Consider the following 24401-nt stretch of genomic DNA (forward strand, 5'->3'; position numbering starts at 1 on the left):
GTATCCGAAAAACTTGCCTCACCCCCTCTCGCAAAACCTTGATTGGTTATTTCAATGAGGGTTTTGTACCCAAAACAGGGCAGAGCTACGGGGAAAACTGGCCAGATGTTCCGACTCACGACTTGGATGGCACCCATGGCCGTGCTGCTTGCGGGCAGCATGGCACAGGCACAGCAGGACAATCCGATCCTTGTCGAGCTTTTCACGTCGCAAGGCTGCGCCGCCTGTCCGCCCGCCGACGCGGTGCTGTCGGAGCTGAGTGCGCGCGAGGATGTCATCCCGCTGGCGCTGCACGTGGACTACTGGGACTACATCGGCTGGAAGGACGAATTCGCCGATCCTGCCTTCACCCAGCGCCAGAAGGGCTACGCCCGCGCCGCCGGACGCCGCTCGCTCTACACGCCCCAGATGATCGTCGCAGGGCGGTACGACGTGGTCGGCTCGCGCCCGATGAAGGTGGTCGACGCGATTCGAGCGGCCGCCGAACATCCCGCGCCGGTCAAACTGCTGCTCGCCCGTGACGGCGACACGCTGGTGATCCGCGCCGAGCCGCTGGCAAAGCTGCCGCCAGAGACCGTGGTGCATCTGGTGCGCTACGCGCCGGAGAAGATGGTCGACATCGAGGACGGCGAGAATGCCGGGCTCGAGATGACCTATACCAACATCGCGCACGGCTGGCGGGTCATCGGCAGCTGGGACGGGCAGGGCGCCTACGAGACCTCGGTGCCGCTCGAGGGGGACGACCCGGCGGTGGTGCTGCTTCAGGAACCGCCCTTCGGCCCGATCCTCGCCGCCGCGCGCTGGCGCAACTGACCTGCGCAGGTGGCGTGGCCCCGGGGCCACGCCGTCATGCGCTCAGGCCGCGCCCTCGTCTCCCATGAACATCACCTCCGGCCCGCTGCCGTCCGCTGCGACGAGGCAGCGCCAGGGCGCGCCATTTGCGCCGACGCGCATGTAGATCGCGGTGGCGGCTTCCGATGTCTCGCTGCCGACGACGGTGACGCCGCCGCTGGTTTGTGCCGCCAGCGCCGTCTGGCAGGAAGAGACCGCGGCGTTGCTCACCTCGGGGGCCATGGTCTCGATGAAGGGCGGCGCGCCCGGAGCCGGGGCCATCGGGGTGCCGGCGGTGGGGCTGGCGGTTTCGTCGCAGGCCGAGACGAGCGCAATCGCAGCAAGAATGGATGCTGTTCTGGGAAATAGCATGTGAGAGGTCCTCGAAAATTGCTGAACAAAGGCAGTGCCTCAGCCTAGCGGTCGCCGGCGGTGCAGAGCAAGGACGCGCCTCGGCGTCAGGCTTCGCCCTGCTGACGTGCGCGCTTCTCCGCCTGCTTGCGCTGGCGTTTGGGCTTCCAGCGCCGGTGGATCCAGAACCATTGCCCCGGATCGGCCTCGATCCGCGCTTCGAGCCGGCGGGTGACCTCGCGCATCATCTCGACCGGATCGCCATGCGGGATCGGCGCTTCGAAGACCGCGTCGAAATTCACCCCGTCGGGCTTGCGGATGCCGAAAAACGGCACGAAGAGCGCGCCGGTCTTCACCGCGATCTCGGCGGCGGAGGTCAGCGTGGGCGCGGGCTGGCCGAGAAAATCGATGGGCACGCCCGCGCTGTCGTAGACGTCGAAAAGCAGCACGCCCATGCCGCCGCTGCGGATGTGCTTGAGCAACCCCATGGTGCCGCGCCGGCCCTGTTCGAAGACCGGATCGCTCAGCGCATGCATGTTGGCGGCGTAATGTTCGTTGAAGAAAGGGTTGGCCATGGGGCGGTAGAGCCCGCCGATGCGCCAGCCGCGGGCGACCAGCGCGGCGCGGGGGGCCTCGAAGTTGCCGTAGTGCCCGGTGACGAAGAGGATCGCGCGCCCCTCGGCCCGCGCCGCCTCGATCGCCGCGACGCCGGCGCCGGTGACCGGCGTGTCCTTCATCCGCGCCAGCAAGCCCGGCACGTCGTAATTCTCGATCATCGTTCGGCCGGCGTTGCGGGCCACCTCGCGGGCGATCCGGCGTCGCTCGGGCTCGGGCATCTCGGGCCAGACATGGGCGAGATTGGTCAGGGTGCGCTGGGTGTATCCCGCCAGCGGCGCGACCAGCCGCGAAATGAAGGTGGCCATCAGACTGCCGCGCGCAGCGGGAGGCAGCAGCAGCGCCAGTCGGATCATCGCGCGCAACGCCTTGTCCGACAGGAAGTCCGCCATGCCGCCGCGGGAGGACTCCGCGCTGTCCGTCTGTGTTGTGCCCTTGGTCAAATCCCGCTCCGCTGGTCTGCCCGGCAGGTGTAGTCCGAGCCGCCACGGGGCACAAGTTCGCGGGGCTTACTCGTCCTCCTCCTCGTCCGATTTCAACTCGATCTCGCCAACGCTGACCAGTTCGCGGATGGCGCTGACCACGGCGTTCATCGCCGCTTCGCCCTTCTTGCCCTTGACGCTCATCCCCGCCGCGTCCTCGCGCAGCGCCGCGGCCATGCGTTTCGACATGTTCTCGAGCAGGTACTCGGCCGCGGGCAGGTCAGTCTCGGTGGTGGCGGCGGCGATCGCCACGGTCAGCTGTTCGGGCGGCACGTCGCGGGTGATCTTCGGTACGTCCTGTTTGCGCAGACGCGCGGGGATGTCGGCGAAGGTGAAGATGGCGCGGCGCACCGCCTCGGCGAAGTCCTTGTCGGTCTCCTCGAGCCCTTCGAGCACCTCGTCGCGCTTGGCCGAGGCGGCATGGTTGAGAATCGCGCCCACGCGCTCGTCGGCCCGCTTGGCAAAGGCCCTGGGCGGCTCGGCGTCGAGCTGTGCCGCGAGACTGAGGCCGATCCGGTCCACCGCCTCGGGCGAGATGCCGGCGGTCATCGACACGGCGTAGGTGATGCGCCGGGCGCGGTCGCCCGGCAGCTGCGCCAGCACGGCGGCCGCCTTGGCGGTGTTGATCTTCGACAGCATGACGGCCGCCACCTCGATGGCCTCGGCACCGGCGATGGCGGCGATGCGCTCTTCGGGCAGGGCGCCGATCCGTTCCCAGGGATCGCCGCTCTGGCGCACGCCCGCTTCCTTGCGCAGCCGCGCCGCGGTGCGGGCGCTGATCTTGCCCTCGAGCGCCGAAAGCGCCCCGGCCATGTCGCCGGGAAAGGACAGGCCGACGCCGTCCAGCTCTTCGGAGAATTCCTCGACCACCGCATTCAGCGTGGCGCGGTCGATGTAGCGCATGCGGCCCAGTTGCAGCGTCAGCTCGGCCTGAAGGTCCTCTGGCAGCGCCGAGAGCGGCACGTCGGTCCCCTCGTTGAGAAGGAACTGCACGATGATCGCCGCCTTGGCGCGTCGCGACAGCGGCGCACGCCCGCCCTCGGGCGCGAGATCGGAGAGCGATGGCAGATGCGACATGGCGGCGGGTCCGGGCTCTTGCAGCCTCCAGACCTAGTGCAGCGAGGTTAACGATCTCTCATCCCGCCAGCGGAAACATCGTCCACCGCCCCGGTCTGCCCGAAGCGCGGCAGACGCGCGCCGCAAAAAAGGGCAGCCGGTCCCGGCCGCCCCTTCGCGTGATCTGCGGCGCTGCCGCGGGGTGTCAGCCCGAGACGGCCTTGCAGGTGCCGGACGTGGAATCATATTCCGACCCGGCGGCGCAGGTCATCTTGGCCTCGCTGTGAGAGCCGCATTCCGCCCAGGCAACGAGCGGGGCGGCCACGAGGGCCGCAGCGGTCAACAATGTCTTGATCGTCATGCGTCGTCCTCCGTCTCGACGTCCGTCAGCCTAGCACGGCGCGCTGCCCGCACCAAAACAAAAGGGGCCGGCGCCCCGGCTCACCTTCCCGCGAGCGCCGCGCCGGCCCCTTCTTCTAGGCCCAAATATCCCTGGGGGAGCCCGCGCGCCGCGCGGGCGGGGGCAAAGCCCCCTGCGGCGTCAGCTCTCGCCGAACACCCGGCGGAAGATCGTGTCGACGTGCTTGGTGTGATAGCCCATGTCGAACTTCTCGTTGATCTGCTCGACGCCAAGCGCCTTGACCACCTCCTCGTCCGCCAGCAGCTGCTCGCGGAAGTCGACGCGCTCTTCCCAGACCTTCAGGGCGTTGCGCTGCACCATTGCGTAGGCATCTTCCCGCGACACGCCCGCCTGGGTCAGCGCCAGCAGCACGCGCTGCGACATCACCAGGCCCGGGAACTTGTTCATGTTGTCGAGCATGTTCTGCGGGTAGATGATCATCTTGTCGACCACGCCGGCGAGGCGGTTCAGCGCGAAGTCGAGGGTGATCGTGGCGTCCGGGCCGATGCCGCGCTCGACCGAGCTGTGCGAAATGTCACGCTCGTGCCAGAGGGCGACGTTCTCCATCGCCGGGATCACCGTCATCCGCACGAGGCGGGCGAGGCCGGTGAGGTTCTCGGTCAGCACCGGGTTCTTCTTGTGCGGCATCGCCGACGAGCCCTTCTGGCCCATCGAGAAGAACTCGGCGCCTTCCAGAACCTCGGTGCGCTGCATGTGGCGGATCTCGATCGCGACGTTCTCGATCGAGGAAGCGATGACGCCGAGCGTGGCGAAGAACATCGCGTGGCGGTCGCGCGGGATCACCTGGGTGCTGATCGGCTCGGGGCGCAGCCCCAGCTTCTCGCAGACGTGTTCTTCAACCGCCGGGTCGATGTTGGCGAAAGTGCCGACGGCGCCAGAGATCGCGCCGGTGGCGATCTCGTATTTGGCCTTCTCGAGGCGGTTCTTGTTGCGGTCCATCTCGGCGTAGAAACGCGCGAAGGTCAGACCCATGGTGGTCGGCTCGGCGTGGATGCCGTGCGAGCGGCCGACGCGGACGGTCATCTTGTGCTCGAAGGCGCGCTTCTTCAGCGCGGCCAGCACCTTGTCCATGCCCTCGAGCAGGATGTCGGCGGCGCGCACCAGCTGCACGTTGAGGCAGGTGTCGAGCACGTCCGAAGAGGTCATGCCCTGGTGCACGAAGCGCGCTTCCTCGGAGCCCACATGCTCGGCGAGGTGGGTCAGGAAGGCGATGACGTCATGCTTGGTGACGGCTTCGATCTCGTCGATGCGGGCGACGTCGAATTCCACGTCCTTGGCCTTCCAGACGGCCTCGGCGTTCTCCTTCGGGATCACCCCGATCGCGGCCATGGCGTCGCAGGCATGCGCCTCGATCTCGTACCAGATGCGGAACTTGGTGGCAGGTTCCCAGATGGCGGTCATCTCGGGGCGGGCGTAGCGGGGGATCATCGGCTAACCTTCCGTCTCATGCGTGGCAGACGCGGGCGTCATAGGGCGGAAGTGGCGCGGCGGCAAGGGCGGTGAGGGCGGCGGCAGACGGCAAGGGGCAGCACGACAGGGCGGGGCCGGAGCAAAGCTGGAGCGATCGGCGGTCTCCGCGAGGATCGATGCGGGACACACAGGTCATGCAGAACACTGTGGCCGTGATATTCCGAACACAGCGGTGGTCCCCATGGCCGGACAACCTGCCGAGCTTGGCGCCAACCGTGACGAGGATGCACTGGTGACTTCCACCCGGAACCAACTTGGGCTTTCCATCGGGACGTGGGCCATCTTGGACTCTGCGGAGCGGATCATGTCTGGCTCAAGACATGGCGCACCTCTCTTTTCCCGAGGTGCCGCCGCCGCGCCGTCCTGGAAGCGGTCATGTCGGGTTCCGAGAATATGGCGGCACCGGGTTGGGCGGTCGCGGGTGCACCTCACACTCTTTGCCACGGCCAATCCTGTCCACCGCCGTCTTCGCGTCCGTTGCCTCTGTCCCAATGGCCGACGATTCCCGATATCGTAGATCCCACGCTCCGGAACGCTGCCAAGGACGTGGGAGCCGCACCAATGCGCATCGACCGGCATCTCGTGGGGTGACAGACGAGACGGGATAGATCCAGTGGATCACTCCAGCCTCGCGCGGGCGAAGCCCCGGCTCCAGCAAACAGGCCCGGACGAGGATCAAGCGGCTGTGAGCCACCTTGATATGCGCGACCCGAAGCCTCGTGCGCTCTCTGTCAAGCACCGCGTGGGCCTCGCTCCCGTCGACCTGGAGCGCTTCCCCCGGCCGGAACGCCGAGGAGAGACACCACGTTCCGTGGCCTGCTGCTCACGTCGGCGCTCACCCCGCCATTTTCGGGCGAAGGCGGCGGCCCGGTTCCAGGACCCCGCGTCGCCGCGCGCCGCAAGATCGCGATGCAACCGCTTCCGGGGTCGGCGCTGCTTGCGTGACTTTGCGCTTCCGTCTCCAGCCACGCGGCGGATGACGTTCAAAACTCCCATGTGGATCACTCCGTGGTCCCCCGCCACAAGCTGCGTCGCGGCGAGGGGCACATGGGTCAGATCTCGAAGGGAATTGGCGGCACTCCTGCCTCAGTTCCGGGTGAAAACCGATACTGGCGTCCACGAAACCGGCAGCGGGCCAAGGTATCGGAATTTCGTCCGCGTCCTCCTCTAAATCTCGGCGCGCAGATTTTGCGTATTTCAAAAGAGAAGAAGCAGGAAATGGTGCGCCACCCCCTGCTTCTTCTCTTTGAAAAATACGCCCGCCGGAGGCGGTCCGGCGGCGGCGCCGGGCGTGCCTTCGGATCGCGGGGCTATTCTGTATCGGTGCCGCGCAGCGCGAGAATGGCGACGATGCCCGCTGCCGCCAGTCCGGCAACCGCGAAATTCAGCGGGCTGGCATTGGCGACGATCACGCCGATCAATGCCCAGATCACCGTGATGCCGTAGAGCGGCGCACGGTGCAGCCGGTATTGCGCGGTGACGGAGATGACCAACGCCACTGCCAGCGCCACCAGCGCAGCCGGAGTTTCCGGCAGCACCCCGTAGCCGGCCAGCAGCAGCCCGATCGAAACGCAGGAGGCGGCGGTGAGCCAGCCGGCGTAGACCGCAATCGGGGCGATCTGCCACCAACGGTCCATGTCGCCGGCGCGGAACAGCGCGAGCAGCGCGGTGACCAGCATGACCCAGATCATCGCGGTGGAGGCCAGCGGCGAGACCTGCGCCACCGGCAGCCAGAAGATGCCAACCGCCAGGCTGACAATCAGCGGCTCGCGGTGATCCATCCAGTCGTAATCGTCGGAGCGGCGGAACAGCCCGAAGCCGGTCCCTGCGATCAGCCAGAGGTAGATCAGCCCCCAGATCGCGAAGGCATAGCCCGCCGGTTGCACCGGCGGGTCGATCTGCGCAACGGGAAAGGCATCCGGCGCGAAGCCGTTGAATCCGGGAAACACCAGTGGCGAGGCGGCGAAGGCCAGCGCCGCGATGAAGAGCAAGAGCGGCCGGACCCAGAACATCTCAGACCAGCGTGCCGTCGGCGGCGATGCGGGTCTTGCCGCGCAGCCAGGGATGCAGCGCCTCGGGCAGATCGACCGAGCCATCCGCCTGCTGGCCGTTCTCCAGCACGGCGATCAGGCAGCGCCCGACCGCGAGGCCCGAGCCGTTCAGCGTGTGCAGGAACTCGGGCTTGCCGCCTTCCGCAGGCTTGAAGCGGGCGTTCATCCGGCGCGCCTGGAAATCCCCGCAGACCGAGACCGAGCTGATCTCGCGGTACTGGTTCTGGCCGGGCAGCCAGACTTCGAGGTCATGCGTGCGGCGCGCGCCGAAGCCCATGTCGCCGGTGCAGAGCGCCATGGTGCGATAGGGCAGGCCGAGCTTTTCGAGGATGCCCTCGGCGCATCCGGTCATCCGGTCGAGTTCCTCGCGGCTCTTTTCCGGGTGGGTGATCGAGACCATCTCGACCTTCTCGAACTGGTGCTGGCGCAGCATGCCCGCGGTGTCGCGGCCGGCCGAGCCCGCCTCGGAGCGGAAGCACTGGGTGTGCGCCACGTAGCGGCGCGGCAGGCTGCCTTCCTCGACGGTCAGGCCGTTGACCATGTTGGTCAGCGTCACCTCGGCGGTGGGCACCAGCCACCAGCCCTCGCGGGTCTGGTAGCTGTCCTCGCCGAACTTCGGCAGCTGGCCGGTGCCGTACATCATCTCGTCGAGCACAAGCACCGGGGTCCAGGTCTCCGACAGGCCGTTCTCCTCGACATGGGTGTCGAGCATGAACTGCGCCAGCGCGCGGTGCACGCGGGCCACCGCGCCCGAGAGCACCACGAAGCGCGAGCCGGAAAGCTTGGCCGCGGTCTCGAAGTCCATGCCGGGGAGCGCGGCCGGCAGCTCGTAATGCTCCTTCGGGGTGAAGTCGAAGCTCTTCGGTTCGCCCCAGCGGCGGATCTCGACGTTCTCGGTCTCGTCCGCGCCGTCCGGCGTGTCCTCGAAGGGCAGGTTGGGGATGCCCATCAGCATGTCGGTGAGCTGGGCGTCGAGCTCCTTGGCCCGGGCCTGCATCTCGGCGACCTCGGCCTTCTTCTCGGCGACCAGCGCGCGCAGGCGCTCGAACTCGGCCTCGTCGCCGCTGGCCTTGGCCTTGCCGACATCCTTGGAGGCGGCGTTCTGCGCGGCCTGGGCGGTTTCGGCGGCGTGGATCGCGGTGCGGCGCTCCTCGTCGAGGGCGAGAACGGGGGCCGAGGCCGACTCGACGCCCCGGCGCGAGAGCGCCGCGTCGAAGGCGGCGGGGTTTTCGCGAATGGCGCGGATGTCGTGCATCGGTCTCGTCCTCTTTGTCTGCGACTCGCGCGGGTTATGCCCTGAATCGCTCAGGGAGTGTAGAGGGCGCCGCGCGTAAGACGCGCGCGCAGCCATTCATCCACCGGCACGGCGAGGCTGCTGCGCGCATTGGTGGCGCTGACAACGCCGATCACGCGCCACGGGGCCTCGGCTGCGTCACCCTCCCGCACCATCACCGGCCCGCCGGAGTTGCCGGGCCGCACGGGGCAGTCGAGGCGCAGCAGCGCATGGTCCCGCGCGCCGTCGCAGTCGAAGCGCGCCGAGAGCCGGTTGGGCCGCAGGTCGTGGTAGCCGACGAGGGCGAAGGGCGGGGCGGAGATGCTGCCAAGGGTCAGCGGCGCGATGTCCAGCGGGCGGGCGAGGGTGATCAGGGCAAGGTCGTGCTCGATGTCGAGCCGGTGGTCCTCGTAGGCATCGGGGTGCACCTCGTAGGAGGCGACATCGGCATGATCGGCGTAGCTGCCACCGAACCATCCGGCAACGAAATGCAGCCGCTCCGGGCGCACCGGATCGCCCTCCGGCCCGGCCACGCAATGCGCTGCGGTGAGCACGAGGGCGGGTGCGATGAGCGTGCCGGAGCACATGCCGCGCCGGTTGTAGCCGCGGGTGTTGACCCGGCCGATGGCGGTGAACTGCGCGTGGTCCTCCGGGGGGAGGGGCGGAAGGTCCTGCGCCGCGGCGGGTTGGGCGAGGAGGAGGAGGGCGAGGAGGAGGCGCATGGGAGATCGTTTGCCGCTGGAAGCTCTTTTTGGAACCCTGAATTGAATGATTATGCGCAGGTATTTAATTGGCCGCATTGAAAAAAGCACATGAAACCACCTGCGCGACTGCTGCCAGAGAAGCTGTGCTTCACTTGGCGGGTGAAGAGAATGGGTCTTGAGGTCAGAGCAAAGTTTCGGGCGAAAGATTGAGCTGCTTTCGGCGGACGACAGGCCCGGTGGCCTGTTGCCTGCAGGCCTTCGCGACTGGACCGGAGTGGTACTTCTCGGCGGCGTTTGATCTTTCGCAGACCTCAAGCGCCGTGAAGACGTGGACCGCAGGGGCGTTTGCGTTCGCCGCGGCCGTCTAAAAGGACGGAGAGTTCATCGTTCTGGAAGAGCTTCAAGGCTTTGACCGGGACGGGCTACGTTCAGTAGAGCTACGGCTTCCTGAAACGGAAACTCGTTCATGAAGGCATGCCGCGGCCAGGCGATGACGGACTGCTCGGGTTCGCGAGGCCGATGTCTTTATGGTCGCCTTCGGCTGTTTCCGCGGCGGTTCTGGATCGGCGCAGCAATGGCCGGATCGCGTGGAAGGTCAAGAATTCGGAGCAGAGCTTTCACGACTGGCGAGACGCCCGGCGCGGCGGCGCCTCTCGTTCCAGACGTGCTGCCCGTCGCTTTCCCCAGCGTCCATCACGCACACGCCTGTGCCTGCTCCGTCCATCCCCCCTTGCACGGGATGTGATCACGACCATCGCGCCTTGCATCGGCGGAGGATCGCACATAGGTTCCGGCCAAATTTTGCGGGGGGGAGCCCCCATAGACACAAAGAGGAGCCCGCCCATGGATGGCAGCGCAGTCGCCCAGTTCGTCCCCCTGATCCTGATCTTCGGCATCATGTATTTCCTGCTGATCCGCCCGCAGCAGAAGAAGGTGAAAGAGCACCAGAAGATGGTCAGCGCGCTGCGCCGGGGCGACCAGATCGTCACCCAGGGCGGCCTGATCGGCAAGGTCGTCAAGGTCAAGGAAGGCGGCGAGGTCGAGGTCGAGATCGCCGAAGGCGTCAAGGTCCGCGTGATCCAGAGCACCGTCGCACAGGTCCTGTCGAAGACCGAGCCCGCCGAGTCCTGATCCCAACGCGAAAGCGCCCCAGACAATGCTTCAGATCGATCTTTGGAAACGCCTGACCATCTGGGCGCTCGTGATCGTAGGGCTGGCCTTGGCCAGCCCTAACCTGTTCTACAATAAAGTAGAATCCCACAACGACGCTGTGGCCGCCATCGAGAAATCGGGTGCCACACCCGAGCGTGAGGCGGCCGCAGCGAGCTGGCCGAGCTGGCTGCCCTCGGGGCTGGTCAACCTCGGCCTCGACCTGCGCGGCGGCGCGCATCTTCTGGCCGAGGTGAAGGTCGCCGATGTCTACGCCTCGCGGCTCGAGGCGCTCTGGCCCGACGTGCGCGACATCCTGCGCCCCGAGCGTGAGACGGTCGGCACCATCCGCCTGCAGCCCTCTCCGGCGGGCGAGCTGCGCGTGCGCATCTCCAACCCCGACGGCATGGCCCGTGCGCTTGAGCTGGTGCGCGGTCTTGCGCGTCCGGTGACATCGCTGACCGGCGCCGGCTCCAACGACCTGCAGGTCGCGGGGCAGGGCGACGAGATCGTCGTGACCCTCTCGGAGGCCGAGAAGCAGGCCACCGACGAGCGGACCATGCAGCAGTCGCTGGAAATCATCCGCCGCCGCATCGACGAGGTCGGCACCCGCGAGCCGACGATCCAGCGCCAGGGCAACGACCGCATCCTGATCCAGGTGCCGGGCATCGGCTCGGCGGCAGAGCTCAAGGACATCATCGGCACCACCGCCCAGCTGACCTTCCAGCCGGTGGTCAGCCGCACCACCAATGCCGACACCACCCCCGGCACCGGCAACGAGCTGCTGCCCGCGATGAACGAGGAGGGTGCTTTCTACGTGCTCGAGCAGGCGCCCGTGGTGACCGGCGAAGAGCTGACCGACAGCCAGCCGAGCTTTGACCAGAACGGCCGTCCTGCGGTGACCTTCCGCTTCAACCCGAGCGGTGCGCGCAAGTTCGGCGACTATACCGCGGCCAACATCGGCTCGCCCTTCGCCATCGTGCTCGACGACGAGGTGATCTCGGCCCCGGTGATCCAGAGCCACATTCCCGGCGGCTCGGGCATCATCACCGGCAACTTCACCGTCGAGGAGTCGACCAACCTTGCCGTGCTGCTGCGCGCCGGCGCGCTGCCCGCCGGGCTCGACTTCCTCGAGGAACGGACCATCGGTCCGGAGCTGGGGCAGGACAGCATCGACGCGGGCAAGCTGGCAACCGGCGTCGCCTTCGTCGCGGTGCTCGGCTTCATGTGGGCGAGCTACGGCCTGTTCGGGATCTTCGCCAATGTCGCGCTGATCATCAACATCGGCCTGATCTTCGGCCTGCTGTCGCTGATCGGGGCCACGCTGACGCTGCCCGGCATCGCCGGCATCGTGCTGACCGTGGGTATGGCGGTGGACGCGAACGTGCTGATCTTCGAGCGTATCCGCGAGGAGCTGAAGACCGCGCGCGGTCCGGCCCGCGCCATCGAGCTCGGCTACGAAAAGGCGCTGTCGGCGATCGTCGACGCCAACATCACCACCATCATCACGGCGATCATCCTCTATGTCATGGGCTCGGGTCCGGTGCGCGGCTTCGCCATCACCCTCGGCCTCGGCATCGTCACCTCGGTCTTCACCGCGATCTTCGTCACCCGGCTGCTGATCGCGATGTGGTTCGAGCGCCGCCGTCCCAAAACCATCGAGGTCTGAGCCATGCGTCTTCGTGTCATTCCCGACAATACGAGCTTCGACTTCTTCAAGCGCTGGAAGGTCTGGCTGGGCATCTCCGGCCTGATGATCGTGCTGGCGCTGGTCAGCTTCGGCGTGCGCGGGCTCAACTACGGCATCGACTTCCGCGGCGGCACCACGATCCGCACGCAGAGCACCGAGGCGGTGGACGTGGGCGCCTACCGCGACGCGCTCGGCGCGCTGGGGCTGGGCGATGTGGTCATCTCGGAAGTGTTCGATCCGTCCTTCGGGCCGGACCAGAACGTCGCCATGGTGCGCATTCAGGCGCAGGACGAGGCCGAGGCGGTGACCCCCGAGACCATCAGCGCGGTCGAGGCGGCGCTGCAAGGCGTCTCGCCGGACATCGAGTTCGTCTCGGTGGAATCGGTCGGCCCCAAGGTTTCGGGCGAGCTGGTCTGGACCGCGGTCGAGGCCGTGGTGCTGTCGATCGCCGCGGTGCTGGTCTACATCTGGCTGCGCTTCGAGTGGCAGTTCGCGCTCGGCGCGGTGCTGGCGCTGGTGCATGACGTGATCCTGACGATCGGCGTTTTCTCCGAGCTTCAGATGAAGTTCGACCTGACCACCATCGCGGCGCTGCTGACCATCGTCGGCTATTCGCTCAACGACACCGTGGTGGTCTTCGACCGGGTCCGCGAGAACCTGATCAAGTACAAGAAGACCGATCTCAAGGAAGTGCTGAACCTCTCGATCAACGAGACACTGAGCCGGACCTTCATGACCTCCTTCACCACGCTGCTGGCGCTCTTCGCGCTGTTTGCGCTGGGGGGAGACGTGATCCGCGGCTTCGTCTTCGCGATGATCTGGGGTGTCTTTGTCGGCACCTATTCCTCGGTCTTCGTCGCCTCGTCGATCCTGCTCTGGCTCGGCGTCAAGCGCGACTGGTCCAAGCCCGAGGCCGAGGCCGAGGCAAAGAAGAACGGCAGCAGCGTCTGAGCCTGACACGAGGCGCGGGAGCGCAGCAGTTCCCACCGGCGCGCCTCGTGCGTCAGGGGTCATCTGCCCGGTTCTTGGGCATCTTCACGGACAAAGCCCTAGACGAAAGTCTAGGGCTTTGTTGCTTTCGCATATCGGCGTTACGGTGATCCTCCCACGACGGCGCCGCCACCCGCTCAGGATGGCGGGTGGAATGCTGTGTCGGGCAAATAGCTTTTGATTTTTCACATTTCTGTCTTATGCTGCCGCAGCGCGGCATAGGCCGCTTCTGCATCTTTTTGGGAGGGGGTGCAGGGCGCTGCGCCTTGCGCGGTCTTGGGGCCCGCGGACCGCCTTGGGCGGCCCGATGGGGGCCATGTGTGGGACTAGGGGAAGCACCATGCGAATGAATGAAATCAACTTCAGCGACGCGATGCCGGTCGAAGGCTACGGCCCCGGCTTCTTTCGCGTCGGTGGCAGGCCCGTCGATGGCGGCGTCTGCATCTCTCCCGAGGGCATGATGCCCTGGGCGGGGCTGTCCGACGAGGACACGCTGGTCTCGCTCGCGGGCAAGATCGACGTGCTGTTCGTCGGCACCGGCGGCGACATCGCGCTGCTGCCGAAGACGCTGACGGCCCGGCTCGAGGCAGCCGGCGTCGGGGTCGAGGTCATGAACTCTCCGTCGGCCTGCCGCACCTACAACGTGCTGCTGGGCGAGGGTCGCCGGGTCGCTCTCGCTGCCATGCCGGTCTGACGAGCGATCCTCGCAACGCAGCCAGTCCGGCCTCGCCCGCGGGCCCGCGCCGGACCAGCCATTCTCCTGCAACAGCTTGTCGCGGCGCGGCTTTCGCGCTTCCCCGGACCATCCGGCTGGGGTAAGCCGAGGGCATGACAATGACTGTTCGCGATCTCGCCGTGGGCCGGGGCGGCGTGCCCGTGCTCGAGGGGCTGAGCTTCACGCTCGCCCCCGGACGCGCGCTCGTGCTTCGCGGGCCGAATGGCTCGGGCAAGACCACGCTGCTGCGCACCATTGCCGGGCTGCAACCGGCCTTTGGCGGCACGATCGAAGGCGCGGGCGAGCGCATCGCCTACGCTGCCCATTCAGACGGGCTGAAGTCCATGCTGACGGTGACCGAGAACCTGCGCTTCTGGGCGCAGGTCTTTGCGCAATCGGACATCGAGCCGGCGCTCGACGCCTTCGATCTGCGCGGGCTTGAGGACCGTCCCGCAGCCACGCTTTCGGCCGGGCAGAAGCGGCGGCTGGGACTGGCGCGCCTGATGGTCACCGCACGCCTGGTCTGGGTGCTGGACGAGCCCACCGTATCGCTCGACACGGCCTCGGTGGCGCGCTTTGCCGAGGCGGTGAGAGGGCATCTGGCCGAGGGTGGCTCGGCGCTGCTCGCGACCCATATCGACCTCGGCCTAAACGAGGCGGAGGTCCTTGACGTGACCCCCTTCAAGGCCGCGCCGCGGGTCTCGCTGGAAGACGAGGCCTTCCTGTGATCGCGCTGCTTCTCAGGGACTTGCGGCTTGCGGTCCGGGCGGGCGGGGGCTTTGGCCTCGGCCTTGCCTTCTTCCTGATCGTCACCGTGCTGATCCCCTTCGGCGTGGGTCCCGAGACCGGGCTTCTGAGCCGCATCGCGCCCGGTGTGCTTTGGATCGGCGCGCTGCTGGCCTGCCTGCTGTCGCTCGACCGCATCTTCGCGCTCGACTGGGAGGACGGCTCGCTCGACCTCTTGGCCACCGCGCCGCTGCCGATGGAGGGCATCGTCACCATCAAGGCGCTCGCCCATTGGATCACCACCGGCCTGCCGCTGGTTCTGGCCGCGCCGGCGCTCGGCGTGCTGCTGAGCCTGCCGCCCTCGGGCTATCTCTGGGTGCTGGTCTCGCTCGCGCTCGGCACCCCGGCGCTGTCGGTCATCGGCACCTTCGGCGCGGCGCTGACCGTCGGGCTGAAGCGGGGCGGGCTGCTGCTGTCGATCCTCGTGCTGCCGCTCTACGTGCCGACGCTGATCTTCGGCGCAGAGGTGGCGCGGCGCGGGGCCGAGGGGCTGGCGGTGCAGACGCCGCTGCTGATGCTGGCGGGGATCAGCTTCGGCACGCTGGCGCTGCTGCCCTTCGCCAGCGCTGCGGTGCTGCGGATCAACCTGCGCTGAGAGGCCGCAGGGCAGCGGCAAGCATTGCCCCTGCCGAATATTTGAAGTGTAAAAAGCCGCGAGCTGGGCTAGGGGAGCCGCATGTCGATCTGGGAATACGCCAATCCGGTGAAGTTCATCCGCACCACCGACCGCATCCTGCCCTGGGTGTCGGTCGCGGCGGTGCTGTGCCTCGTGACCGGGTTGGTCTGGGGCTATTTCTTCACCCCCGACGACTACCGTCAGGGTGCGACGGTGAAGATCATCTACCTGCATGTGCCCGCGGCACTGATGGCGATCAATGCCTGGATCATGATGCTGGTCGCCTCGCTGATCTGGATCGTCCGCCGCCACCACGTCTCGGCGCTGGCAGCGCGCGCGGCGGCGCCCGTGGGAGCGATCTTCACGGTGATCGCGCTGGCCACCGGGGCGCTCTGGGGCCAGCCGATGTGGGGCACCTGGTGGGCCTGGGACCCGCGCCTCACGTCGTTCCTGATCCTGTTCCTCTTCTACCTCGGCTACATGGCGCTCTGGTCGGCGATCGAGAATGACGACACCGCCGCCGATCTCACCTCGATCCTCTGCCTCGTCGGCTCGGTCTTCGCGCTGCTGTCGCGCTACGCGGTGCTGTTCTGGAACCAGGGGCTGCACCAGGGGGCCTCGCTGTCGCTCGACAAGGAAGAAAACGTCGCCGACGTCTTCTGGTACCCGCTGCTGGTCTGCATCGCGGGCTTCGTGCTGCTCTTCGTGGCGCTGGTCTTCCTGCGCACGCAGACCGAAATCCGCGCCCGCCGCACGCGCGCGCTTCTGGCACGGGAGAGCCGGACATGATGCCCGATCTGGGGAAATACGCCTTTGCCGTGCTGGCCTCCTACGGGGTGAGCCTCGGGCTGATCATCGTGCTCGTGTCGTTGAGCCTGCGCCGCGCGCGCCGCGTCCGCGCCGAGCTGGACAAGGTCGAGGAAAGGGTGAAGCGCCATGGCTAAGATCTCGCCGCTGATGGTGATCCCGCCGGTGCTCTTCGCCGCCTTCGCGGTGATGGCCTATTTCGGCATGCAGCGCGGCGATCCGAACACGCTGCCCTCGACCTTCCTCGGCAAGCCCGCGCCGGGCCTGCCGCCGGAAACGCTCGAAGGCTTCCCGGCCGCCTCCGACGCCGACCTGCGCAGCGGCGAGGTGACGGTGGTGAACTTCTGGGCCAGCTGGTGCCCGCCCTGCCGCGCCGAGCACCCCGTTCTGCTGCACCTGCAGGAGCAGGGCGTGCGCATCGTGGGTGTGAACTACAAGGACAAGACCGGCGCCGCCTCGGGCTACCTGACCGAGGACGGCTCGCCCTTCATCGGCGTGCCCTACGACCCGCAGGGGCGCGCAGCGATCGAATGGGGCGTCACCGGTCCGCCCGAGACCTTCATCCTGAGCGGCGACGGCACGGTGCTGCACAAGCACGTCGGTCCGCTGGCCGGCACGCTCTACACCGAGGATTTCCTGCCGGCGCTGGAGAAGGCGCTGGGGCGCGACCTCGAGCCGTGACACTGCGTGGCCCGGGCGGGATTGCGTATTTGGGGAACAATGAAGGGCCGGGGGCATCGCCTCCGGCCTTGCCATGCGAGGGTCGGAATGGCTGATCTGCCATGGAGGATGGTGCTGCGCGACGCGCGGGACCGCGAGAACCGCGCCGCGCTGGCGGCGCTTCTGGACCGGGTGCCCGATCCCTACGGCCGCGACCCGCGGCACGATCATGTGACCGGTTCGGGTTTCGTCGTCTCGCCCTGCCGCGGCTTCACGCTGCTGATGCACCATGCCAAGCTGGGCCGCTGGCTGCAGCCGGGAGGCCATTGCGACGGCGATGCGGATATCGCGGGCGTGGCGGCGCGCGAGGTCTTCGAGGAGACCGGCCTGCGCGCGCGGCTGCTGTCGGACGGGCTTTTCGACATCGACATCCACCAAATCCCCGCGCGCGGCGACGCGCCTGCGCATTTTCACTACGATCTGCGCTTTCTCTTCGAGGCTGACCCAGCGAAGCCCTTGCTTGGCAACGAGGAATCACACGACCTTCACTGGGTGGCGCTGGACGATCTGCCGCGCTACGCGCCGCAGCGCTCGGTCTGCGTGCTGCGCGAGAAGTTGCCCCTCTGGAGGGCCGAGAGCGGAGAGTGACGAGAATGATCCTGCAGGCACGGATTCCCTATGACCTGACCGAGATGAAACCGCTGCCGGGCATCGCACCGCTCGATCCGTCGTCCTGGCTCAAGGTCGACGATGCCTACGCCGAGCAGATGGCCGAGCGCGCGCGCCTGCTGTCCACGCAGCGCGAGGCGGTGCTGGCGATCGAGCCGGAGGCCATGGCGGCGGCGCAGGAACTGCTGGAGGTCGTGCTGGCGCATCTGCCTGGCGGATTCGCGCGCACGGGAGAGGTGGTGACACGCCCCGATGGGGTGCAGGTCACGCTCGACCGGCAGGATCCGATGGGCACGCTGGGGGTGTTGGTGCAGGAGGATCTCTGCCTGCTTCAGAAGCGCGGCGACGAGCATGTGCTGACCGGCGCGGTGCTCTGCTTCCCGGCGGGATGGCGTCTGGCGGACAAGGTCTCGCGCCCGCTCAGCATCATCCACGTTCCGATCCCGGAGTATGACGAGAATATCGGGCGGCGGGTACAGCGGCTCTTCGACGGGATTCGGCCGGGCAAGCCGCTGGTGCGGGTGAACCGGCTGTTCCACGACAATCCGGCGCTGTTCCAGCCCGGACCGCGGCGCAGCAACGCCGACCGCGCCAACCCGGCAACCGCCCCGTACCTGCGCTCGGAGCGGCAATGCCTGCTGCGGTTGCCGGAGACGCAGGCAGTGGTGTTCTCGATCCACACCTATGTCATCGCGCGGGGGCCGGATACGCCCTAGATCGGAAGCGGCAGCAACCCGGCGTCGCGCAGCGACACCGCCAGGACGGTCAGGCTCAGGATTTGCGTTGCGAAGCGGAAATCCATCCCGCGCCGCAGGCCGATGGCAGCCAGGACGATGGCGACCGGAAAGCTGAGCATGCCGACCAGTCCGGTCATGATCCAGGCGGCAAGGCTGAGCCGCGTGCGTGCGGGATCGTTCTGCGGCAGAACCGCCGGCAGCCCGGCGCCCGGAGCCGAGGGCGCAGCCAGCGTTGAGGCCATGGCGTGGCGGATGCCCTCGGACAGAAGCTTTTCGGCCTCGGGGTCGATCGGTGCGAGCCGCTTGCGGGGGGCGCGGTTGAGCTGGTCGGGCAGGGTGTTCGGGGCAAGCCGGGTGCGGGGCGAGAGCCACTCGATCTCGGTGGCGGCGCAGAGCGGGGAAAGACGGCGCACCGCTTCCAGAAGCAGGGCAATGGCCTTGGGTCCGCGTGCCAGGCCGCCTTCGCGGCTCAGGACGCGCAGCACGATCCGCGGTGTACCCCGCTTGCCGTCGAAATGGGTCAGGCACAGCCCCATGCAGTCACCCATCAGCGCAAGCCGGCGCCGGGACACCAGAAGCGGCCGCCCGGAGCTGTTGTCGAGCGCCAGCAAGGTCTTGCCGGCTGTCTTGAGCAGCTGGACGAGGTCCGGCGCTGGCGTGTCGGGCAGGTAGAGGGCCGCGTAGGGGGCTTTGCCCGTCATCCTCGTGTTCCTTCTGAAACGTCTTTTGACGCCAGTCTTGCGCGCCAAATGAGGAGGAACTTTGTCTCAAACGGGTCTCGGGATGGGCGATCTGAATAAAATCGGACCACCCCGAGTTGCAGAGGATTGAATCACCCGACTTTCTGGGCAACCAGCGCGATGGCCTGCTGGTAGACGGTCGCGGCGTTCCATTCGTTCAGCACGCGGAAGTTCGCGGTGCCTTCGCCATAGGGCTGGCCTGGCTGCCAGCCCATCTGGCGCAGGTAGTTGGCGGTCGAGGCCAGCGCGTCGAACTGGTTGTAGAAATCGACCCGACCGTCGCCGTTTCCGTCCACGCCGTAGCGGAGCGCGTTGCCGGGCAGGAACTGGGTATGCCCGAGTTCGCCATGGGCCGCGCCCTGCTGGTTCGGCGAGAGCATGCCCTTGTCCACCATCTTCAGCGCGGCGATCGCATGCGGCGTGAAGAAGGACGCGCGGCGGCAGTCATAGGCAACGGTGCTGATCGAGGAAATCACCGGCACGTTGCCCATGGTGCGCCCGAAGCCGGTTTCCATGCCGTGGATCGCCAGGAGAATTCCCGCGGGTACGCCATAGCGCTGCTCGATGGCGTTGAAGAACTGCGGATTCTGGGCGCGGCGCTTGCGGACCTGCGCCGCGAATCCGTCCACCGAGCCGAGACGGATGCGGATGAACTCATCCAGCGGGTATTTCACGCCTTTCTGGCTGCGATCGACCTTGATCGTGTAGCTTGAGTAGGGCGCGCTCATCAGCGCATCGATCCCGCGCTGCCCGACGCCGGCGCGCTGCGCCTCGGCGGCAAATTCGCGTTTCCATGCATCGAAGCCAGAGGCCGTGTTGCCGCAGCTTGCTGCGACGGCAGCTCCGGCGGACAGGGACAGCGTGGCTGCCGCAAAGAAGTTCAATAGGGTGCGACGCATTTTGGGACTCCGAACAAACGCATGTGCCGCAGCAAGGTAGTGCGCCGACCCCTGTGCGGAAAGGGAGGGCGGACAGACGCACGGTCACGAGGCGGGAGTCTGCCGGATGCCGCGGGGTCAACTGGCCCCTAGTCAGAGCGAGGCGATCTCCATCGCGCGCGTGATGATCATGCCCGCCAGCGAGAAGAGCGTGACGACGCTGAGGCTCAGAAGCACAAGGCGCTGGGTTCGCCGCCGCCGCGCCCGCGTGTCGTCGCTCGGACCGTGCACGGTGCGATCGCCCTGCGCCACGCGCAGCCCCTCGGCTGGCGCAGTCCGCGAAGCCGTGTCGAGATGACGGGCGAAATCCTCGTTCATACTGAAATTCCTCTGTGTCTCGCGAGGTAGAAATTCCCTCTGCGGCTACAATCCTGAGGCAATCTGGAGAATGAAGGGCAGAAATCCGGCATGAAAAAGGCGCCCCGAGGGGCGCCTTTCCGTGCTGTCCGCGAAAGCGGGATCAGCAGCTGTAGTACATCGCGAATTCGACCGGGTGCGGCGTCATTTCGTAGGCTTCCAGCTCTTCCATCTTCAGAGCGATGTAGCCTTCGACCTGGCTCTTGGTGAACACGTCGCCGGCCAGCAGGAAGTCCATGTCGGCTTCCAGCTCGGTGAGCGCTTCACGCAGCGAACCGCAGACGGTCGGGATCTCTGCGAGCTCTTCCGGCGGAAGGTCGTAGAGGTTCTTGTCCATGGCTTCGCCCGGATCGATCTTGTTCTTGATGCCGTCGAGGCCGGCCATCAGGAGCGCTGCGAAGCACAGGTAGGGGTTGGCCGAGGGGTCGGGGAAGCGGGCTTCCACACGCTTTGCCTTCGGCGATTCGGTCCACGGAATACGGACGCAGCCCGAGCGGTTGCGTGCCGAGTAGGCGCGCAGAACGGGCGCTTCGTAGCCCGGAACCAGACGCTTGTACGAGTTGGTCGCCGGGTTGGTGAAGGCGTTCAGCGCCTTGGCGTGCTTCAGGATGCCGCCGATGAAGTACAGCGCTTCCTGCGACAGGTCCGCATACTTGTCACCTGCGAAGAGCGGCTTGCCGTCCTTCCAGATCGACATGTTCACGTGCATGCCCGAGCCGTTGTCGCCCTTGATCGGCTTCGGCATGAAGGTTGCCGAGCGGCCGTAGGCCTGTGCCACGTTGTGGATGACGTACTTGTACTTCTGCAGCTCGTCGGCCTGCTTGGTCAGCGTGCCGAAGATCAGGCCCAACTCGTGCTGCGAGGTCGCAACTTCGTGGTGGTGCTTGTCGACCTTCATGCCGAGGCGCTTCATGGTCGACAGCATCTCGGAACGGATGTCTTGGCCGTCGTCCATCGGGTTCACCGGGAAGTAGCCGCCCTTGTAGGTCGGACGGTGGCCCAGGTTGCCCATCTCGAAATCAGCGTCGGTGTTCCAGGCGGCGTGGTCTGCGTCGACCTCGTAGGACACCTTGTTCGGGGCGACCGAGTACTTCACGTCGTCGAACAGGAAGAATTCAGCTTCCGGGCCGAAGAACGCCGAGTCACCGATGCCCGAGGACTTCAGGTAGGCTTCGGCCTTCATCGCGGTGCCGCGCGGGTCACGGTCGTAGGCTTCGCCGGTGTCGGGCTCGACCACCGAGCAATGGATGCAGAGCGTCTTCTCGGCGTAGAACGGGTCGATGTAGACGCTTTCGGTGTCGGGCATGAGCTTCATGTCGGAAGCTTCGATCGACTTCCAGCCGGCGATCGACGAGCCGTCGAACATGAAGCCTTCGTCGAGGAAGTCTTCGTCGACGAGGTCGGCGATGACGGTCACGTGCTGGAGCTTGCCGCGCGGGTCGGTAAAGCGGATGTCGACGTAGGCTACGTCCTCATCCTTAATAAGCTTGAGAACTGCGTCCTTGCTCATTCCCTTCTTCCCTTTCTGTACTTGGGTCCGGTTTGTTCTGGTGTGTGATCTTCCGCCCCGTCCCGGCGGCGGGCGGAAGACAGCGCAGGGCGGTTTCGGCTCAGAGCGCGTCGGAGCCGGATTCGCCGGTGCGGATACGGATGGCCTGCTCGATGGGGCTGACGAAAATCTTGCCGTCGCCGATCTTGTCGGTCTTGGCGGCAGAGATGATCGCCTCGATCGCGGCGTCGACCTGATCATCGTCAAGGACGACTTCGATTTTCACCTTCGGAAGAAAATCAACCACATACTCCGCGCCCCGGTAGAGCTCGGTGTGGCCTTTCTGACGACCGAAGCCTTTCACTTCGAGCACAGAGAGGCCTTGAATGCCTGCGTCCTGCAGCGCTTCCTTAACCTCGTCGAGCTTGAACGGCTTGATGATCGCCTCGACCTTCTTCATGGCCCTGTCTCCTCGTGTTCCCGTGTCGGACCCTGCCAGACCACTTCTCATCGGCGCCGACAATCGGATAGGGTTTCCCGGCAGGGAAATATGAGGCGATTTTTGGCATGTGGTTAATTTTGGTGCAAGTCGCACGTGAATTAAGCAGAATTGAATCGCGAAAGACCGCCGCATGAGCGTCCTGCTGACCGCGGCACAGATGCGCGCGGCCGAACATGCGGGCATGGCTTCCGGGGCCGTCAGCGGCGCCGAACTGATGGAGCGCGCGGGGCAGGGGGTGGTCGCGGCGCTGCTGAAAACATGGCCGAATTCCGAGGTTGCCGCGCGCCGCGCGATCGTGCTTTGCGGGCCGGGAAACAACGGCGGCGACGGCTTCGTCATCGCCCGGCTGCTGCATCAGCGGGACTGGCAGGTCGAGCTTTTCCTGTTGGGCGATTCCTCGCGGCTGCCAGCCGACGCGCGTCTCAACCACGATCGCTGGAACGCGCTTGGAAAGGTCGGTGCCCTGCCGTTCGACGCTCCGCCACGGCTTTCGGGTGGCGAGGGCGTGGTGATCGACGCGCTGTTCGGCACCGGGCTGACCCGCGGGCTGGGGGCCGAGGTCGCGCCGATACTGGCGCGCTTCGAGGCGGCGGGCTACGCGGACTGGCACCGGGTCGCGGTGGATTTGCCCTCGGGGCTCTGCGCGGATTCCGGACGGGTGCTCGCGGCCGGCGACTCGCCTGCGGCGGTCTTCCGAGCCGATCTCACCGTCAGTTTCCACAGCGCCAAGCCGGGGCACTTTCTGGCGCAGGGACCCGAGGTTTGCGGCGCGCTCGAGGTGGTGGACATCGGGCTTGCCGCGGCCTCCTTCGCCGAGGCGGCGGAGTTGGTTACCGATCCCGGCCTGCCGCTCGGCAAGCGCGGCGGTCACAAGTTCGATCATGGTCACGCGCTGATCCTGAGCGGTGGATTCGGCCGCACCGGGGCGGCGCGGCTTGCCGCCCGCGCGGCGCTGCGTATCGGGGCCGGGCTGGTGACGCTGGCGGTTCCGGGAGCGGCGCAGATGGAAGTGGCCGCCCAGATCACCGCCCTGATGATGCGCCGGGTCGAGACCGCCGAGGCGCTGGCGCAACTGCTGGAGGATCGGCGGCTGAACGCTGTCTGCCTCGGGCCGGGCCTCGGCATCGAGCGCGCGCGGATGCTGGTACCCGAAGCGCTGCGCGCCGGGCGCGCCACGGTGCTCGACGCCGATGCCCTCAGCGCGTTCGCCGGGGACCCCGAGGCGCTGTTCACCGCGCTGCACGCGGACTGCGTGTTGACCCCACATGGCGGCGAGTTCGCGCGGCTGTTTCCCGACCTTGCCCGGCATCTCGCCGGTCCACTGCAGTCCGGGCCGGGCTTTTCACGCATCGATGCGGCACGGGCCGCCGCCGCGCGCGCGGGCTGCACGGTACTGCTCAAGGGGCCGGACACGGTGATCGCGGCGCCGGATGGCACGGTCTGTGTGCATGCGGCGGCCTATGGGCGCGCTGCGCCCTGGCTGGCGACCGCCGGAGCGGGAGATGTTCTGGCGGGGCTGATCTGCGGCCTGCTGGCGCGCGGTGCCGGAGCGTACCAGGCGGCGCGGGCCGCGGCGTTCCTGCATGTCGAGGCGGCGCGGTGCATCGGCCCCGGCCTGATCGCCGAGGATCTGCCCGAGGCGCTGCCCGCCGTGCTGCGGGGCCTGGGTGCCTAGCCGGGCCGCGAGACGGGCGTGGCGGCGGCCAATTCCAGCCCGCCGCCATAGAAGATATGCGGGGCCGCGAAGCTGAGGCTGAAGAGCCGGACCGGCTGCCGGCCGGCGTCGCGCACGAAATAGCCGTCCAGCAGGCGCTCCAGCGGCACCAGCACCTGATGCGCACCGAAGAGCGCGCTGGCCCGCCAATCCCGCAGCAGGATCTGCTGCGCTGCCGGAAACAGCGCGTCGCTCTCGGGCCGCGCGGTGCCGAGGCTGCCGGCGCGGATCGCCACAAGCGGCAGCGTCCTGACGCCCTGCTGCACGCAGGTCAGCGTGGCAACGCCGCTGTCGCGGGTGATCATCCTGTCTCCCGGCGCAAGGACTTCGACGGGAAGCGCGCCGTCGAGGGTCAGCACGAGCGTGCCGGCGACAAGCGCGTTGAGCGCGAGGCTTCCGCAGCGGCATGTGTCTATTTGGCGCGCGGGAAGTGTCCCGTCGTCGCGCCGGACCGTTTTCGGTTCCATGGGCGCTGTCCTGCTGTGGGTCTGCCTCTTTCCTTGCAGACCTTACGTCAAGACGGGATTAATGTCGCGGCATTTGTCCGAAGCGATTTTTCCTCTCGCCTCGCGGGTGGAGCTTTGCTAG

General features: G+C 67.1%; 27 protein-coding genes. 13 read left to right on the forward strand and 14 right to left on the reverse strand.

Going from position 1 to position 24401, the window contains the following annotated elements; genetic code table 11:
• Positions 1-105: 105 nt before the first annotated feature.
• Positions 106-813, forward strand: coding sequence for a DUF1223 domain-containing protein (locus IQ782_RS02025; protein WP_194132930.1), 708 nt, complete (start codon positions 106-108; stop codon positions 811-813).
• Positions 814-855: 42 nt separating this feature from the next.
• Here IQ782_RS02025 and IQ782_RS02030 read toward each other — a convergent pair whose 3' ends face one another.
• The 8 genes from IQ782_RS02030 to IQ782_RS02065 all read right to left on the reverse strand — a co-directional run bounded on the left by IQ782_RS02030 (position 856) and on the right by IQ782_RS02065 (position 9272).
• Positions 856-1203: a hypothetical protein gene (locus tag IQ782_RS02030; protein ID WP_194132931.1), complete on the reverse strand. Its 348-nt coding sequence runs from the start codon at positions 1201-1203 to the stop codon at positions 856-858.
• An 86-nt stretch (positions 1204-1289) separates the two neighbouring features.
• Complete coding sequence (locus tag IQ782_RS02035) at positions 1290-2189, reverse strand: lysophospholipid acyltransferase family protein (protein ID WP_194133202.1); 900 nt, start codon at positions 2187-2189, stop codon at positions 1290-1292.
• Positions 2190-2306: 117 nt separating this feature from the next.
• The gene (locus IQ782_RS02040; RefSeq protein ID WP_194132932.1) at positions 2307-3356 is read right to left on the reverse strand and encodes a flagellar motor switch protein FliG; all 1050 of its coding nucleotides are present in this window, start codon (positions 3354-3356) and stop codon (positions 2307-2309) included.
• A 184-nt stretch (positions 3357-3540) separates the two neighbouring features.
• Positions 3541-3696 carry an adenylosuccinate lyase gene (locus tag IQ782_RS02045; protein WP_194132933.1) on the reverse strand — a complete coding sequence of 52 codons (156 nt, stop codon included), beginning with the start codon at positions 3694-3696 and terminating at the stop codon, positions 3541-3543.
• A gap of 180 nt (positions 3697-3876) precedes the next feature.
• The gene (purB, locus tag IQ782_RS02050) at positions 3877-5184 is read right to left on the reverse strand and encodes an adenylosuccinate lyase (RefSeq protein WP_194132934.1); all 1308 of its coding nucleotides are present in this window, start codon (positions 5182-5184) and stop codon (positions 3877-3879) included.
• Between the two features lie 1352 nt (positions 5185-6536).
• Positions 6537-7238, reverse strand: coding sequence for a hypothetical protein (locus tag IQ782_RS02055; RefSeq protein WP_194132935.1), 702 nt, complete (start codon positions 7236-7238; stop codon positions 6537-6539).
• A gap of 1 nt (position 7239) precedes the next feature.
• A complete protein-coding gene (gene serS, locus IQ782_RS02060) occupies positions 7240-8532 on the reverse strand; it encodes a serine--tRNA ligase (protein WP_194132936.1) in 1293 nt (430 codons plus the stop codon).
• Between the two features lie 50 nt (positions 8533-8582).
• Entirely contained in the window at positions 8583-9272 is a 690-nt protein-coding gene (locus IQ782_RS02065; protein ID WP_194132937.1) for a trypsin-like serine peptidase, read from the reverse strand.
• 825 nt (positions 9273-10097) lie between these two features.
• Here IQ782_RS02065 and yajC point away from each other — a divergent pair.
• The 11 genes from yajC to IQ782_RS02120 all read left to right on the forward strand — a co-directional run bounded on the left by yajC (position 10098) and on the right by IQ782_RS02120 (position 18052).
• Positions 10098-10385: a preprotein translocase subunit YajC gene (yajC, locus tag IQ782_RS02070; protein ID WP_092431329.1), complete on the forward strand. Its 288-nt coding sequence runs from the start codon at positions 10098-10100 to the stop codon at positions 10383-10385.
• A gap of 25 nt (positions 10386-10410) precedes the next feature.
• On the forward strand, positions 10411-12072 hold the full coding sequence (gene secD / locus IQ782_RS02075) for a protein translocase subunit SecD (RefSeq protein ID WP_194132938.1): 1662 nt from the start codon (positions 10411-10413) through the stop codon (positions 12070-12072).
• 3 nt (positions 12073-12075) lie between these two features.
• Entirely contained in the window at positions 12076-13044 is a 969-nt protein-coding gene (gene secF / locus IQ782_RS02080) for a protein translocase subunit SecF (RefSeq protein WP_194132939.1), read from the forward strand.
• Between the two features lie 379 nt (positions 13045-13423).
• Positions 13424-13777, forward strand: coding sequence for an Mth938-like domain-containing protein (locus IQ782_RS02085; RefSeq protein WP_194132940.1), 354 nt, complete (start codon positions 13424-13426; stop codon positions 13775-13777).
• A gap of 134 nt (positions 13778-13911) precedes the next feature.
• A complete protein-coding gene (ccmA, locus tag IQ782_RS02090; RefSeq protein WP_194132941.1) occupies positions 13912-14526 on the forward strand; it encodes a heme ABC exporter ATP-binding protein CcmA in 615 nt (204 codons plus the stop codon).
• Positions 14523-15179, forward strand: a complete 657-nt coding sequence (ccmB, locus tag IQ782_RS02095; RefSeq protein ID WP_066105998.1) for a heme exporter protein CcmB — start codon at positions 14523-14525, stop codon at positions 15177-15179. Before ccmA ends, ccmB begins: the two co-directional genes overlap by 4 nt.
• A gap of 81 nt (positions 15180-15260) precedes the next feature.
• Positions 15261-15989 carry a heme ABC transporter permease gene (locus IQ782_RS02100; RefSeq protein ID WP_194132942.1) on the forward strand — a complete coding sequence of 243 codons (729 nt, stop codon included), beginning with the start codon at positions 15261-15263 and terminating at the stop codon, positions 15987-15989.
• Entirely contained in the window at positions 15986-16144 is a 159-nt protein-coding gene (gene ccmD, locus IQ782_RS02105) for a heme exporter protein CcmD (protein WP_194132943.1), read from the forward strand. Before IQ782_RS02100 ends, ccmD begins: the two co-directional genes overlap by 4 nt.
• Positions 16137-16688, forward strand: coding sequence for a DsbE family thiol:disulfide interchange protein (locus tag IQ782_RS02110; RefSeq protein WP_240989025.1), 552 nt, complete (start codon positions 16137-16139; stop codon positions 16686-16688). The genes ccmD and IQ782_RS02110 overlap by 8 nt, the downstream gene beginning before the upstream one ends.
• 87 nt (positions 16689-16775) lie before the next feature.
• The gene (locus tag IQ782_RS02115) at positions 16776-17315 is read left to right on the forward strand and encodes an NUDIX hydrolase (protein ID WP_240989026.1); all 540 of its coding nucleotides are present in this window, start codon (positions 16776-16778) and stop codon (positions 17313-17315) included.
• A 5-nt stretch (positions 17316-17320) separates the two neighbouring features.
• Complete coding sequence (locus IQ782_RS02120; protein ID WP_194132944.1) at positions 17321-18052, forward strand: heme-dependent oxidative N-demethylase family protein; 732 nt, start codon at positions 17321-17323, stop codon at positions 18050-18052.
• Here the strand turns inward: IQ782_RS02120 and IQ782_RS02125 are convergent.
• The 5 genes from IQ782_RS02125 to IQ782_RS02145 form a co-directional block, all read right to left on the reverse strand.
• Positions 18049-18774, reverse strand: coding sequence for a hypothetical protein (locus tag IQ782_RS02125; protein WP_194132945.1), 726 nt, complete (start codon positions 18772-18774; stop codon positions 18049-18051). The two genes, IQ782_RS02120 and IQ782_RS02125, sit on opposite strands and share 4 nt — an antisense overlap.
• Positions 18775-18905: 131 nt before the next feature.
• The gene (locus IQ782_RS02130; protein ID WP_194132946.1) at positions 18906-19712 is read right to left on the reverse strand and encodes a lytic murein transglycosylase; all 807 of its coding nucleotides are present in this window, start codon (positions 19710-19712) and stop codon (positions 18906-18908) included.
• Between the two features lie 132 nt (positions 19713-19844).
• Positions 19845-20069, reverse strand: coding sequence for a hypothetical protein (locus IQ782_RS02135; protein WP_194132947.1), 225 nt, complete (start codon positions 20067-20069; stop codon positions 19845-19847).
• 142 nt (positions 20070-20211) lie between these two features.
• Positions 20212-21618 carry a type I glutamate--ammonia ligase gene (glnA, locus tag IQ782_RS02140; protein ID WP_194132948.1) on the reverse strand — a complete coding sequence of 469 codons (1407 nt, stop codon included), beginning with the start codon at positions 21616-21618 and terminating at the stop codon, positions 20212-20214.
• A gap of 100 nt (positions 21619-21718) precedes the next feature.
• Positions 21719-22057, reverse strand: coding sequence for a P-II family nitrogen regulator (locus IQ782_RS02145; RefSeq protein ID WP_108965157.1), 339 nt, complete (start codon positions 22055-22057; stop codon positions 21719-21721).
• Positions 22058-22229: 172 nt separating this feature from the next.
• Here IQ782_RS02145 and IQ782_RS02150 point away from each other — a divergent pair, with 172 nt between their 5' ends.
• On the forward strand, positions 22230-23774 hold the full coding sequence (locus IQ782_RS02150) for an NAD(P)H-hydrate dehydratase (protein ID WP_194132949.1): 1545 nt from the start codon (positions 22230-22232) through the stop codon (positions 23772-23774).
• On the opposite strand, the gene IQ782_RS02155 is transcribed toward IQ782_RS02150, so the two are convergent.
• Positions 23771-24280, reverse strand: coding sequence for a Hint domain-containing protein (locus tag IQ782_RS02155; protein ID WP_194132950.1), 510 nt, complete (start codon positions 24278-24280; stop codon positions 23771-23773). The two genes, IQ782_RS02150 and IQ782_RS02155, sit on opposite strands and share 4 nt — an antisense overlap.
• Positions 24281-24401 lie beyond the last annotated feature (121 nt).

The organism is Salipiger mangrovisoli, from assembly GCF_015223355.1.
GTDB classification, from domain to species: domain Bacteria; phylum Pseudomonadota; class Alphaproteobacteria; order Rhodobacterales; family Rhodobacteraceae; genus Salipiger; species Salipiger mangrovisoli.

Bases quoted from the DNA above. Each gene is read 5' to 3' on its own strand.
- IQ782_RS02025 (WP_194132930.1), top strand. From the start codon at position 106: ATGTTCCGACTCACGACTTGGATGGCACCCATGGCCGTGCTGCTTGCG.
- IQ782_RS02030 (WP_194132931.1), bottom strand. From the start codon at position 1,203: ATGCTATTTCCCAGAACAGCATCCATTCTTGCTGCGATTGCGCTCGTC.
- IQ782_RS02035 (WP_194133202.1), bottom strand. From the start codon at position 2,189: ATGGCGGACTTCCTGTCGGACAAGGCGTTGCGCGCGATGATCCGACTG.
- IQ782_RS02040 (WP_194132932.1), bottom strand. From the start codon at position 3,356: ATGTCGCATCTGCCATCGCTCTCCGATCTCGCGCCCGAGGGCGGGCGT.
- IQ782_RS02045 (WP_194132933.1), bottom strand. From the start codon at position 3,696: ATGACGATCAAGACATTGTTGACCGCTGCGGCCCTCGTGGCCGCCCCG.
- purB (WP_194132934.1), bottom strand. From the start codon at position 5,184: ATGATCCCCCGCTACGCCCGCCCCGAGATGACCGCCATCTGGGAACCT.
- IQ782_RS02055 (WP_194132935.1), bottom strand. From the start codon at position 7,238: ATGTTCTGGGTCCGGCCGCTCTTGCTCTTCATCGCGGCGCTGGCCTTC.
- serS (WP_194132936.1), bottom strand. From the start codon at position 8,532: ATGCACGACATCCGCGCCATTCGCGAAAACCCCGCCGCCTTCGACGCG.
- IQ782_RS02065 (WP_194132937.1), bottom strand. From the start codon at position 9,272: ATGCGCCTCCTCCTCGCCCTCCTCCTCCTCGCCCAACCCGCCGCGGCG.
- yajC (WP_092431329.1), top strand. From the start codon at position 10,098: ATGGATGGCAGCGCAGTCGCCCAGTTCGTCCCCCTGATCCTGATCTTC.
- secD (WP_194132938.1), top strand. From the start codon at position 10,411: ATGCTTCAGATCGATCTTTGGAAACGCCTGACCATCTGGGCGCTCGTG.
- secF (WP_194132939.1), top strand. From the start codon at position 12,076: ATGCGTCTTCGTGTCATTCCCGACAATACGAGCTTCGACTTCTTCAAG.
- IQ782_RS02085 (WP_194132940.1), top strand. From the start codon at position 13,424: ATGCGAATGAATGAAATCAACTTCAGCGACGCGATGCCGGTCGAAGGC.
- ccmA (WP_194132941.1), top strand. From the start codon at position 13,912: ATGACAATGACTGTTCGCGATCTCGCCGTGGGCCGGGGCGGCGTGCCC.
- IQ782_RS02100 (WP_194132942.1), top strand. From the start codon at position 15,261: ATGTCGATCTGGGAATACGCCAATCCGGTGAAGTTCATCCGCACCACC.
- ccmD (WP_194132943.1), top strand. From the start codon at position 15,986: ATGATGCCCGATCTGGGGAAATACGCCTTTGCCGTGCTGGCCTCCTAC.
- IQ782_RS02110 (WP_240989025.1), top strand. From the start codon at position 16,137: ATGGCTAAGATCTCGCCGCTGATGGTGATCCCGCCGGTGCTCTTCGCC.
- IQ782_RS02115 (WP_240989026.1), top strand. From the start codon at position 16,776: ATGGCTGATCTGCCATGGAGGATGGTGCTGCGCGACGCGCGGGACCGC.
- IQ782_RS02120 (WP_194132944.1), top strand. From the start codon at position 17,321: ATGATCCTGCAGGCACGGATTCCCTATGACCTGACCGAGATGAAACCG.
- IQ782_RS02125 (WP_194132945.1), bottom strand. From the start codon at position 18,774: ATGACGGGCAAAGCCCCCTACGCGGCCCTCTACCTGCCCGACACGCCA.
- IQ782_RS02130 (WP_194132946.1), bottom strand. From the start codon at position 19,712: ATGCGTCGCACCCTATTGAACTTCTTTGCGGCAGCCACGCTGTCCCTG.
- IQ782_RS02135 (WP_194132947.1), bottom strand. From the start codon at position 20,069: ATGAACGAGGATTTCGCCCGTCATCTCGACACGGCTTCGCGGACTGCG.
- glnA (WP_194132948.1), bottom strand. From the start codon at position 21,618: ATGAGCAAGGACGCAGTTCTCAAGCTTATTAAGGATGAGGACGTAGCC.
- IQ782_RS02145 (WP_108965157.1), bottom strand. From the start codon at position 22,057: ATGAAGAAGGTCGAGGCGATCATCAAGCCGTTCAAGCTCGACGAGGTT.
- IQ782_RS02150 (WP_194132949.1), top strand. From the start codon at position 22,230: ATGAGCGTCCTGCTGACCGCGGCACAGATGCGCGCGGCCGAACATGCG.
- IQ782_RS02155 (WP_194132950.1), bottom strand. From the start codon at position 24,280: ATGGAACCGAAAACGGTCCGGCGCGACGACGGGACACTTCCCGCGCGC.